This window comes from Burkholderia sp. BCC1996 (genome assembly GCF_905339955.1).
Taxonomy (GTDB): Bacteria; Pseudomonadota; Gammaproteobacteria; order Burkholderiales; family Burkholderiaceae; genus Burkholderia.
Window position 1 is genome coordinate 322182 of the sequence record NZ_CAJPHM010000002.1, and the last position, 11585, is coordinate 333766.

The window sequence follows — 11585 nt, forward strand, 5'->3', positions numbered from 1 at the left end:
GTCGGTCGTTTTAATAAGTGCATATACATAGGTGAATCGATGGAAACGACCCAAGCCGCTGCCTCCCGCGAGGCAGCCACAACCGACCGGCCGGCAAAGCAGCGCCGCGTGCCGTGGATGCGGATCGCGGTGGCCGCCGTCGTCGTCGCGGTCGCGGCCGCGGCGCTCGACTGGCTGTTCGTGCTGCGTTTCCAGGAGAGCACCGACGATGCGTATGTCGGCGGCGACGTGACGGTGCTCGCACCGAAGGTGAACGGTTTCGTCGACAAGATCCTCGTGACCGACAACCAGCGCGTGAAGGCCGGCGACGTGCTCGTGCAGCTCGATGCGCGCGACTACGATGCGAAGCTCGCGCAGGCGAGCGCGGAAGTCGACAGCGCGCGCTCCGCGGTGGCCGAACTCGAAGCGAAGCAGCAACTTCAATACGCGGTGATCGGCCAGCATGCGGCGGACCGGAATGCGTCGTCGGCCGAGCTCACGCGCGCGTCGTCCGATCGCGTGCGCTACCGCGAGCTCGTGAAATCCGATGCGGTATCGAACCAGATCGTCGAGCGCGCGGACGCCGATTACTCGAAGGCGGATGCGGCCGTCGCACGCAGCGACGCCGCGCTGCTCGCGTCGAAGCGGCAGCTCGACGTGCTCGGCGCGCAGCTCGCCGATGCGCGGGCCCGCGTGAACACGGCACTCGCCGCGCAACGCGTCGCGGCGCTGAACGTCGAGTACACGACGATCCGCTCGCCGGTCGACGGTTACGTCGGCAACCGCACGGGCCGCGTCGGGATGCTCGCGAACGTCGGCGTGCCGCTGCTGACGGTCGTGCCCGCGGCCGGGCTGTGGATCGACGCGAACTTCAAGGAAGACCAGCTGCGCAAGATGCGCTCAGGCGATCGCGTCGATGTCACGCTCGATGCGTCGAGCACGCGCCTCCACGGCCGCGTCGACAGCCTGGCGCCCGCGACCGGCGCGACCTTCAGCGTGCTGCCGCCCGAGAACGCGACCGGCAACTTCACGAAGATCGTCCAGCGCGTGCCGGTGCGCGTGCATCTCGATCCGGAGCCGGGCATCGAGCACGTGCTGCGCCCCGGTCTCTCCGCGGTCGTGACCGTGCATACCGACCACGCGAACTGAACGGGAGCCTGCGATGACCACCGCGATTTCCGGCGACCCCGCGTCGCAACCGACCAGGCAGCGCGTCTTCGCGTTCGCGCTGATGTGCGTCGGCTTCTTCATGGCGACGCTCGACATCCAGATCGTCGCATCGTCGCTGCGCGACATCGGCGGCGGGCTCTCCGCGAGCCAGGACGAACTGTCGTGGGTGCAGACGGCCTACCTGATCGCCGAGATCATCGTGATCCCGATGTCGGGCTGGCTGTCGAAGGTGATGTCGACGCGCTGGCTGTTCACCGCGTCGGCCGTCGGCTTCACGATCACGAGCATGCTGTGCGGGCTCGCGTGGGACATCAACTCGATGATCCTGTTCCGCGGGATGCAGGGTGCGCTCGGCGCCGCGATGATCCCGACCGTGTTCACGACCGCGTTCGTGCTGTTCCCGGGCAAGCAGCGGCTGATCGCGTCGACGACGATCGGCGCGCTCGCGTCGCTCGCGCCGGCGATCGGGCCGGTGATCGGCGGCTGGATCACCGATCAATGGTCGTGGCACTGGCTGTTCTACCTGAACCTCGTGCCGGGCATCGCGGTGGCCGCGCTCGTGCCGCGCTACGTGCACATCGACGCACCGGACCTGAGCCTCGTCAAGCGCGGCGACTATCTCGGCATCGTGCTGATGTCGGGCTTCCTCGGCTGCCTCGAATACGTGCTCGAGGAAGGCCCGCGCAAGAACTGGTTCGGCGATCATGCGATCGTGTTCTGCGCGTGGATCTCCGCCATCTGCGGCTTCCTGTTCATCGTGCACGCCCTGACCGCGGAAGACCCGATCGTCGACCTGCGCGCGCTCGCCGTGCGCAACTTCGGGATCGGCAGTCTGCTGTCGTTCGTGACCGGTATCGGGATCTTCGTCACCGTGTTCCTGACGCCGCTGTTTCTCGCGCAGGTGCGGGCGTTCAGTTCGCTGCAGATCGGCATCGCGCTGCTGTCGGTCGGCGCGTTCCAGCTACTCGCGCTCTGCGCGTATGCATTCGCCGCGCGCTACTTCAGCATGCGCGCGCTGCTCGTGTTCGGGCTGATCTGCTTCGGCCTCGGCTGCTACCTGTACACGCCGATCACGCACGACTGGGGCTGGCGGGAACTGCTGCTGCCGCAGGCGCTGCGCGGCATCGGCCAGCAGTTCAGCGTGCCGCCGATCGTGACGATGGCGTTGGGCTCGCTGCCGCAGTCGCGGCTGAAATCGGCGAGCGGCCTGTTCAACCTGATGCGCAACCTCGGCGGCGCGATCGGCATCGCGGTGAGCGCGACGATGCTCAACGACCGGCTGAACTTCCACTACCTGCGCCTGAACGAGCATGTGAGCGCCGGCGAGCCGCAAGTCGCGTCGCTGCTCGACCGCCAGGCCGCGTACTGGACCTCGGTGGCCGGCAACACGCTGAATACCGCGCAGGCCGGCCTCGCGAACCTGCACCGCCTGATCTATCGGGAAGCGCTGACGCTCACCTACGCGGATGCGTACTACGCGCTGTCGCTGTGCTTCGTGGTCGCGCTGGTCGCCGTCGCGTTTTCCCGTCCCATCACCCTCAACGCGCCGCCGCCGGACGCGCACTGAAGCCAAGGTCGTCATCATGAAAAAGCTACTCGTCGCGCTGGCCGTCAGCGCCTTCGCCGCAGGGTGTGCGGTGCAGCCCGCGCAGCATCCCGCGCTGCACGATTCCGTCCAGTCGCTCGCGCCGGCCGCGTGGGACACCGACGTGCCGCGCGCCGACATCGACGCCGCCGCGTGGTGGGCGCAGTTCAACGACCCCGTGCTCGACCGGCTGATCGCGACCGTGCTCGACGGCAACCTCGATCTGCAGGCCGCCGCCGAACGCGTGAAGCAGGCGCAGGCGCTGACCGTGCAGAAGCGCGCGGTGCTGCTGCCGGAACTCGACGCGACCGCGCATGCGGCCGACGAGCGCAAGAACACGCCGCCGCCGCTCGGCCACGTGCGACAGGCCGGTGCGGGGCTCGCGCTGAGCTGGTCGCCGGACGTGTTCGGCGGCGAACGGCTCGACCTGCTGGCCGCGCAGGCCGAGCTGGTCGGGCAAAAGCATGCGGAAGATGCGATGCGGCTCGCGCTCGCGGCCGATGCGGCATCCGCCTATGTCGACCTGCGCTGGGCGCAGCAGGAACTGAAGATCCTGCAGGACAACGCGGCGATCCGCCGGCATGCGCTCGAACTCACGCGCAAGCGGCAGGCGTTCGGGCTGTCGACGGAACTCGACGTCACGCGCGCGCAGAACCAGCTCGATGCGCTGGAGGCGCGGATTCCGCCGACGCAGGCGCAGATCGCGCATCAGCTCAACCTGATCGCCGTGTATTCGGGCCGCACGCCTGAATCGGTCGACCGGCTCGTGCTCGCGCAGGCCGGCGCGATTCCGGCGCCGCCGGCCGGCTCGCCCGCCACGCTGCCGTCGCAGGCGCTGCTGCGCCGGCCCGACGTGCTGACCGCCTACGCGCAGGTCGAGCGGCGCGCGGCACAGGTCGGTGTCGCGAAGGCCGAACGGTATCCGAAGTTCTCGCTGAACCTGACGGACGGGATTCTGGCCGCGTCGTATCTCGGCTTGCCGACGCTGACCGACAACCTGTTCAGCGCGGCGCTGAGCGCGACGAGCCCAATCTTCAACGCGGGACGGATTACCGCCGATATCTCGCAGAGCGAAAGCCGGATGCGCGAGTCGGAACTCGGGTTGCGGCAGACGATGCTGCAGGCGTTGCGCGAGGTCGAGGATGCGCGCGCGAACCTCGTCAGCAGCGATGAAGCGACGCAGCGGCTCGGCAGCGCGCTCGCGGCTTCGGACAAGGCGCTCGGGCTGGCGAACCAGCTCTACAAGGGCGGCGCGACGGATTTTCTGGACGTGCTGTCGGCGCAGGAGGTGTATCTGCGGGATTCGGACGCGCTCAACCAGCTCAGGCGCGAGCATGCGCTGGCGGCGGTCGCGTTGTATCGCTCGCTCGGGGGCGGGTGGAGCAGGAATGATGCGGCCGGTGGGCCCGAGGTGGAAGCCGTGGCGAAGAACTAGGCGCGATCACGATACGGCGCCGGCCTCGACACGTGCCGGGGCCCCGCTCTTCAGTCGCCCGATCCCGGGCATTCGACCGACAACGCGATCAAGCAAGCCGCCAACCGCGCGATTGCGAATTCGCGTATGCCGCAGGACGAGGTCATCCCGCGTCGGGCCAACGGTAACCGATCACTTCGTTCAGCGGGTACGCAAGCTCGCGTACCTCTTCAAGCTGATTGCCGCCGAACAGATGCACGTGCTCGTCGTCATGGCTCAAGTAGAACCCGACATGCCCTTTCCAGCTCGCGGGATCGTCGCGCGTCAGGATCGCGATGCAGCCGTAGACCGGGCTGTAAAGCGGGCGGCCCCATTCGAGCCACGAACGCGCGAGCGCCGACCCGGTGCCGCGAATGCCCGCGTGCGTCATGCACCAGTTGACGAACGAAGAGCACCAGGAAATCTTGTCGTCGTAGCCGACCAGATTCGTCCGGTTGTTGTACTCGACGATGCGTGGGTTCACGCTGCCGGGCGGATGGCGGCGGATGCCGAGTTCGGCCAGGGCGACGGCCATCCACGGCGGATCGGCGGCGTCCGGGTTGCGCTCAGGATTTGCTCGGGTCACGTCGTTCTCGGGCGAGTGTGATGTGCGTGCAATCTTCGCACGGATGCGGAGGTCGGCACCACCGTTCGGTCAGCCCAGGCCTCTCAAGTACGCCACCCACTTCGACGCCGGGATAGCGTCATGCGCCACCGGCGTCGAAAGGAAAATCCGGTAACCCGAATCGAGCGCGCGGCTCCAGTCGGGAGGTACAGAATTGATCGCACGCGAGGTTCGGGCGCGCATTGTTGCGCGCCCGGGCGACTCATATGCGTCGGGTATCCGGTCCTACAGCGCTGCCTTTAACCGCGCGTATCGACCCAGTTGCGTGCCCAGCGTTCCGAGTGCCGCAATGCCTGCGCTTCACTCGCGAAGTAATCGAGCGAATAGAACCGGTAGCGGCCTTCGACAGACGCGCTATCGATGCGCTCGAGCAGCAGGTTGGCTGAAAAACTGCCATCGGGCAAACGATGCGCCGAGGGCCGGACGGCATAGCCGTTGTATTGATGATTTTGTGTGTTTTGCATTTTTAATTTTAATAATGTTCGACTGCGCGCGTGCCGTGCGAAATGTGCACGGATGCGCCGATCCAACGCCATTGCGAGCTGAACCCGAAGCAGTCGGAAAGCGAAAATACGGCGCTGCGGCCGGAGGGGGAACGAAGTGCAGCGAGGTGTATGGCGCCTGGTCGGCGGCTCAATGAGCAGACGCAGCCGGGAACGAGCGCGCCAACTTTACGAGACCAAGCTCCGTGCGGATGTCGCTGCGGCCCGGCGCCCATCGTGGGATGGCCGGGCCCTTCAGACTTTACAGCGGCTTGATGTTGGCCGCTTGCAGACCCTTCGGGCCTTGCTTCGTCTCGAAGCTCACTTTCTGGTTTTCGGCCAGCGTCTTGAAGCCGTCGGCACGAATTTCCGAGAAATGAGCGAACAGGTCGTCGCCGCCGTTGTCCGGCGTGATGAAGCCAAAGCCTTTGCTGTCGTTGAACCACTTGACGATACCGGTATCCATGAAGATTCCTTGAGAAAAATGAAGATTTGCCCTGCTGGAGAGCGCGTGAAGCATCAAGGAGGGAGAGGACAACGAATACCGCTGAGGAGAGCGAGCAATTGATGAACAGCAATCGGACTTCTTGGACTTCGACGCACACACTAACCGCCGGGCAGATGCGCGTCAACGGCTAACTTGTAACTGTTTTACCTCGCGACCCGCTGTTCGGGCGAAGCGATGCGGCCCTGACTGACGGCGCGCGTGGCCTGGCCGGGCGCGCGTTGCACATGATCTCCGCACGAACGGGCCGATCGGCAACGATTTTCCCGCCTTCCGGTTTCCGTTCGATCCGCCCGTATCGTGTCGACAGCCTCCTTCGATTTCCTGCGCCCACGACGTCGTCGTGCTCGCCGGAAATCCGCTCGACGATATCGGCCTCGTCGCGGGAGAAGGCGAACGTGTCGCGTACGTGCTGCAGCGGGGCAAGATCGTGAAGGCCCGGGCGGCGGCCTTGCGCTGACCGCCTGCGCGGGCCGACCGGCAATCGTCGGCCGGCCCCGCCCGTCACTCGACCGTCACCGATTTCGCCAGGTTCCTCGGCTTGTCGATATCCGCGCCGCGCAGGCACGCGGCGTGATACGCGAGCAGTTGCAGCGGCACGACGTGCAGGATCGGCGACAGCAGCCCGTAGTAATCCGGCATCCTCATCACCGACACGCCTTCGCTGTCGTCGATCCGCGTATCGGCATCGGCGAACACGTACAGCTGACCGCCCCGCGCCCGCACTTCCTGCATGTTCGACTTGAGCTTCTCGAGCAGCGCGTCGTTCGGCGCGATCGTCGCGACCGGCATCGCGTGCGTCACCAGCGCGAGCGGGCCGTGCTTCAGCTCGCCGGCCGGATACGCTTCCGCGTGGATATACGAAATCTCCTTCAGCTTCAGCGCCCCTTCGAGCGCGATCGGGTAATGCAGCCCGCGCCCGAGAAACAGCGCATTCTCGTGCCGCGAGAATTCCGCGGCCCAGCGCTCGATCTGCGGCTCCAGCGCGAGCACGTCGTCGAGCGCGCCCGGCAGCCGCCGCAGCTGCGTCGCATAGCGCGCGAGCTGCGCATCGTCGACGTAGCCGCGCAACCGGCCGAGCGTCACCGCGAGAATGAACAGCGCGACGAGCTGGGTGGTAAACGCCTTGGTCGACGCGACGCCGATTTCCGGGCCGGCGCGCGTCAGGAACCGCAGGCTCGTCTGCCGCATCATCGCGCTGGTGGGCACGTTGCAGATCGCGAGCGTATCGATATGCCCGAGCGCCTGCGCATACTTGAGCGCGGCGAGCGTGTCGGCGGTCTCGCCGGATTGCGACACGCTGACCACGAGCGTATTCGGCAACGCGAGCGCATCGCTGTAACGGTATTCGCTCGCGATCTCGACCTGCGCCGGCAGGCGCGCGATCGTCTCGAGCCAGCGGCGCGCGGTCAGGCCGGAATAGTGACTCGTGCCGCACGCGAGGATCAGCACGTTGTCGATCTGCTCGAACGCGCGCGCGGCATCCGGGCCGAACGCCGCCGGATCGAACAACCCCGCATCGGGGATGGTCGCGGCCACGGCCCGTGGCTGCTCGAAGATCTCCTTCTGCATGAAATGCCGGTACGGCCCGAGCTCGACCGCGCCTTGCGTCGACGAGACGGTCTGGATCGGACGATCGACCGGCGTGCCGCCGCGTTCGAGAATACGCACGCCGCCCGGCGTCAACTCGACGATGTCGCCTTCCTCGAGAAAGATGAAGCGGTCGGTGATGCCGGCAAGCGCGAGCGCGTCGGACGCGAGGAAACATTCGTCGTCCTTCAGGCCGACGACGAGCGGCGAGCCGACCCGCGCGCCGATCAGCCGCTGCGGCTCGTGCTTGCTGAACACCGCGATCGCGTATGCGCCGTGCAGCTGCGACGTCGCATCGCGTACCGCGGCGAGCAGGTCGCCGTGATACTTGCTGTGGATCAGGTGCGCGACGACCTCGGTGTCGGTCTGGCCGTCGAACTGGTAATGCTCGTCGGACAGTTGCCTGCGCAACGTCTCGTGATTCTCGATGATGCCGTTGTGCACGAGCGCGATCTCGTCGCGCGAGAAGATCGGATGCGCGTTGCAGGTGGCGGGCGCGCCGTGCGTTGCCCACCGGGTGTGCGCGATGCCCGTGCTGCCGGACAGCCCGGCGCTGCGCACGTGCGCGTCGAGATCGGCGACGCGCGACACACTGCGTTCGCGACGCGCCTGGCCGTCGACGACGGTCGCCACGCCGCATGAATCGTAGCCGCGATACTCGAGGCGGCGCAAACCTTCGATCAGAACCGGAACGATGTTCCGTTGCGCGACCGCGCCGACGATGCCACACATGACACGTCTCCTTCCCCTGTTTTCGTTGATCGACCGTGCGCTGCTGTATCAACGCGATCCGGTCACCGTTGTCTTCGCCATCGTGAACCGGCATGGGCGGGAGCGAGCGGGTCGGCATCGGCCTAATGGCCGGCACACACTCCGTCGCGTCGGCAACCGGCTGTGATGCGCGGTCAAGCGCGGCCTGCACGCCGCCCGCCCGGCACGGGTCGTCGCGCCTGGCGGGTTCGTCGTATCGGTATCCCCGCCCTTCCGTCGTCGCTCGAACTCGGACGGGCACGCCTGTCCTCCTGAACAAAGCAAGCGGTGAGCCATGGATCGCCCTGCCCCGTGATGCAATGGCCTGCGGGTACCCGATCGACAGGCTCGCGGCACGGATCGCGTGTTTTTGATTCACCGGTGAATCAGGGTTCACCTCCCCCCTAGCGGGATCTTCCGCCTTCAGTGAACCGAAACGTCGCGCGCCACCATTTCTCGAAGTCGACCGCTGCAGGCTGTCGTTGCGGGGCTCTTGTCCGGCAACGCCCCGTGCGCGGCGCGGCACACATCGACCAACCGCCTTGCGGATATGGCCGGCCGGCTCCGGACGGTCGTTACAGATACGCAACGTTTCGCATCGTCTGGTGCGGACGATGCACGCGCCGCGATGCGTGAGGGCCATCCTTCGCACGGAGGCAATGCGTGGCAGCCGACGACGTTCCCCACGTTGCCCGGACAAAACTCGCATGTCGAAACGCTCCTAGGCGCGTGACACGGCGCATGCGGTTCGATCGGCAGCCAGCGCGTGACGCAAGTCGCCATCCGTCGCATGACGTGACCGGCTCGATCGCGCGAACGGTCGGATTTTCACCCCCATCGCGGCAGGGCGCCGCAATCGCGCTCGTAGCAATTGTGAAACGTTCCCTGGCATTCCACCGGTGCGGCGCGAAGCGGGGCCGGCCACAGGGCCACTGGTTTGAATATTGCTCTATCGGAAGGAGGAACGGGTACGGGCGCGCAGCGACGTGGAAACGTACGTGGCCTGACCGACAGACATGGCGATCGACACAGCGAGAAATGCTCATGACGTGATTGACGAGGTGCAACGGGACGGCCGTAGTTCGACGATTGCGTGGCGCAGACCACGCGGACAAAAACGGCGCGCTCGCCCCGCAATACCGCTGCATGTCGCGCGACTGGCGCCGATACATGCGGAGACGGGACGGGTGGCCTGCAACCATGCCTGGCGCCAGACGCCGGATCTTCCGGCGCGAAGATGCTCAACGAGGACATCGATGAAAAAGATCTTGCTTGTGTTCGGAACTCGACCGGAAGCCATCAAGATGGCGCCGCTCGTCCGCGCGCTGAAGGCGCGCAAGGATGTCGATGCCCGCGTATGCGTGACCGCCCAGCATCGGGAAATGCTGGATCAGGTCCTCACGTTGTTCGACATCAAGCCCGACTACGATCTCAATCTGATGCGTCAGAGCCAGACGCTGACCGACGTGACGACCGGCATTCTTCAGGCGATCGGGACCGTCTTCGACGACTTGCGTCCGGACGTCGTGCTGGTACACGGCGACACGACGACGACGCTGGCCGTCAGTATCGCGGCGTTCTACCGCTATCTGCCGGTCGGGCACGTGGAAGCGGGCCTGCGCAGCGGCGACATCTGGTCGCCGTGGCCGGAGGAATTGAATCGCCGCGTGACCGATGCGGTGTCGTCATGGCACTTCGCGCCGACGGGCCAGGCGCGCGACAACCTGTTCAGCGAAGGCGTGCCGGTGGGTGCGGTCGTGATGACGGGCAACACCGTGATCGATGCGCTGCACGACGTCAAGCGCATGCTCGACCACGATAGCGCGCTCCACGACAAGGTCGCCGCACACTTTCCGTTTCTCGAAGCGTCGCGCCGCGTCGTGCTGATCACCGGCCATCGCCGCGAGAGTTTCGGCGAACCGTTCCGGCATTTCTGCGAGGCGCTCTGCACGCTCGCGAAGCGCTATCCCGATGCGCAGTTCGTCTATCCGCTGCACTTGAATCCGAACGTGCGCGAGCCGGCGCGCGCGCTGCTCGGCAGCGTACCGAACATCTACCTGATCGAACCCCAGGAATATCTTTCGTTCGTATTCCTGATGTCACGCTCGCACTTCATCATCACCGATTCGGGCGGCATCCAGGAGGAAGGGCCGGCACTCGGCAAGCCGGTGCTCGTCACGCGCGAGACGACCGAGCGGCCCGAAGCGATCCACGCCGGCACCGCGCGGCTCGTCGGCACGGACCAGGAGCGGATCGTCTGGGAGGCGTCGCGGCTATTCGACAGCGACAGCGCGTATGAGGAAATGGCGCGCGCGAGCAATCCGTATGGCGACGGCCATGCAAGCGAGCGGATCGTTCATGCGCTGATGCACGCGCCCGGGGCGACCGCAAAGGCGACGAGCTTTTCGATGGGCGCCGCGGAGATGCCGTTCAACCCGCTCACCCTGGGGTTGCAGGCGTTGCGCTCGCGTTGAAGTCGTTCGCCGGACGGCATGCCGACGGTCGGCGACACGTGACGTCGCCGACCGTCAATCGTCGCACGCGAACCTCCGTCCAGCGCCGTCGAATCGCGCCGTGCGATCGACGGCTGCGACCCGTGTCTGCCGCCCGCTATCCCGCTATCGGACCACGGCATCGGCCATCGCTTGCGCCTGCGCGACCAGCCGCGGATAAATCCGCTGGGTCCCCACCTGCCTGGCGAAACACGCCTGCCGCGCGTTCTCGGGCACGCGCGCCGCGTCGCACGCCGCGATCGGGCGCAGCGTCACGCCCCGCCACAGGATATAAACGCGTTGGCCCTGCCGAACCGACACGGCCAGCGTGTTCGGCCCGTCCGGCACGCCGTCCTGGCTTTCGCCCAGCAGCCACGCCTTCACCACGCCGTCGGCCGGCTGCCGCTTGACGGGCAACTCGGCGAAGCGAAACGCGGCGGCGTCGTCGCTGAATACGTGCGTGTAAAGCGTTTCATGGTCGAACATCGCGGCGACGTCGTCGGTCGGCTTGATGCCGGCGTCCGCCGTGCTCGCCCAGGCCTTCAGCAGCGGAACGGTCGTCACGACGAGATGCGTCTTGCCGTCGTCCGACTTGAAGGACAACCCGTCCGGCCCCGGCGGCATCCCGTCGACGGGGCCGACGCTCTGCACCGTGCCCTCGGCCTGCGCGACGAACCCTCGCGCCCTGACCGTGCCAATTAGTTTGGCGAGCCGCGCGTTCACGTCGGCCGTGTACTGCCGGTCGAGGGCCGCCCGATCCTCCATCCGGGCCGCCGCCACCGCCGCCGCGGCCTGCTTCCGATAGGCAAGATACGCATCCGCCGGCGATGCGATCACCTTCGCCCCGACCGCGGCGAACACCGCCGCGACCACCACCGCCCCCACCCCGATCTTCAGTCTTGAAATGCGCTTCATTTTTATGACGTCACCGATTCCCGCGCCGACAGCGAAAAC

9 protein-coding genes are annotated in these 11585 nt (G+C 66.5%); 4 read left to right on the forward strand and 5 right to left on the reverse strand.

The window, feature by feature from the left end; all coding sequences use genetic code 11:
* Nucleotides 1-39 precede the first annotated feature (39 nt).
* From U4Z64_RS03530 to U4Z64_RS03540, 3 genes are read left to right on the forward strand one after another with little or no spacing between them, the layout of a single operon-like run.
* Nucleotides 40-1128 carry an HlyD family secretion protein gene (locus U4Z64_RS03530; RefSeq protein WP_044847569.1) on the forward strand — a complete coding sequence of 363 codons (1089 nt, stop codon included), beginning with the start codon at nt 40-42 and terminating at the stop codon, nt 1126-1128.
* 13 nt (nt 1129-1141) lie between these two features.
* On the forward strand, nt 1142-2716 hold the full coding sequence (locus U4Z64_RS03535; RefSeq protein WP_321819251.1) for a DHA2 family efflux MFS transporter permease subunit: 1575 nt from the start codon (nt 1142-1144) through the stop codon (nt 2714-2716).
* Between the two features lie 16 nt (nt 2717-2732).
* The gene (locus U4Z64_RS03540) at nt 2733-4169 is read left to right on the forward strand and encodes an efflux transporter outer membrane subunit (RefSeq protein ID WP_321819252.1); all 1437 of its coding nucleotides are present in this window, start codon (nt 2733-2735) and stop codon (nt 4167-4169) included.
* Nucleotides 4170-4311: 142 nt separating this feature from the next.
* On the opposite strand, the gene U4Z64_RS03545 is transcribed toward U4Z64_RS03540, so the two are convergent.
* The 4 genes from U4Z64_RS03545 to glmS all read right to left on the reverse strand — a co-directional run bounded on the left by U4Z64_RS03545 (nt 4312) and on the right by glmS (nt 8121).
* On the reverse strand, nt 4312-4722 hold the full coding sequence (locus U4Z64_RS03545) for a TIGR02594 family protein (RefSeq protein WP_321819327.1): 411 nt from the start codon (nt 4720-4722) through the stop codon (nt 4312-4314).
* 329 nt (nt 4723-5051) lie between these two features.
* Entirely contained in the window at nt 5052-5276 is a 225-nt protein-coding gene (locus U4Z64_RS03550) for a hypothetical protein (protein ID WP_044847573.1), read from the reverse strand.
* Between the two features lie 280 nt (nt 5277-5556).
* Nucleotides 5557-5760, reverse strand: coding sequence for a cold-shock protein (locus U4Z64_RS03555; RefSeq protein ID WP_006485974.1), 204 nt, complete (start codon nt 5758-5760; stop codon nt 5557-5559).
* A gap of 543 nt (nt 5761-6303) precedes the next feature.
* The gene (gene glmS / locus U4Z64_RS03560) at nt 6304-8121 is read right to left on the reverse strand and encodes a glutamine--fructose-6-phosphate transaminase (isomerizing) (RefSeq protein WP_044847574.1); all 1818 of its coding nucleotides are present in this window, start codon (nt 8119-8121) and stop codon (nt 6304-6306) included.
* 1274 nt (nt 8122-9395) lie between these two features.
* On the opposite strand from glmS, the gene wecB reads away from it, so the two are divergent.
* Entirely contained in the window at nt 9396-10613 is a 1218-nt protein-coding gene (wecB, locus tag U4Z64_RS03565) for a non-hydrolyzing UDP-N-acetylglucosamine 2-epimerase (RefSeq protein WP_124488785.1), read from the forward strand.
* A 144-nt stretch (nt 10614-10757) separates the two neighbouring features.
* Here wecB and U4Z64_RS03570 read toward each other — a convergent pair whose 3' ends face one another.
* On the reverse strand, nt 10758-11546 hold the full coding sequence (locus U4Z64_RS03570; protein ID WP_321819328.1) for a hypothetical protein: 789 nt from the start codon (nt 11544-11546) through the stop codon (nt 10758-10760).
* Nucleotides 11547-11585: the final 39 nt, after the last annotated feature.

Excerpts from the sequence above, each read along its gene's own strand:
- wecB (WP_124488785.1), top strand. The coding sequence starts at position 9,396 with ATGAAAAAGATCTTGCTTGTGTTCGGAACTCGACCGGAAGCCATCAAG.
- U4Z64_RS03570 (WP_321819328.1), bottom strand. The coding sequence starts at position 11,546 with ATGAAGCGCATTTCAAGACTGAAGATCGGGGTGGGGGCGGTGGTGGTC.
- glmS (WP_044847574.1), bottom strand. The coding sequence starts at position 8,121 with ATGTGTGGCATCGTCGGCGCGGTCGCGCAACGGAACATCGTTCCGGTT.
- U4Z64_RS03535 (WP_321819251.1), top strand. The coding sequence starts at position 1,142 with ATGACCACCGCGATTTCCGGCGACCCCGCGTCGCAACCGACCAGGCAG.
- U4Z64_RS03545 (WP_321819327.1), bottom strand. The coding sequence starts at position 4,722 with ATGGCCGTCGCCCTGGCCGAACTCGGCATCCGCCGCCATCCGCCCGGC.
- U4Z64_RS03550 (WP_044847573.1), bottom strand. The coding sequence starts at position 5,276 with ATGCAAAACACACAAAATCATCAATACAACGGCTATGCCGTCCGGCCC.
- U4Z64_RS03540 (WP_321819252.1), top strand. The coding sequence starts at position 2,733 with ATGAAAAAGCTACTCGTCGCGCTGGCCGTCAGCGCCTTCGCCGCAGGG.
- U4Z64_RS03530 (WP_044847569.1), top strand. The coding sequence starts at position 40 with ATGGAAACGACCCAAGCCGCTGCCTCCCGCGAGGCAGCCACAACCGAC.
- U4Z64_RS03555 (WP_006485974.1), bottom strand. The coding sequence starts at position 5,760 with ATGGATACCGGTATCGTCAAGTGGTTCAACGACAGCAAAGGCTTTGGC.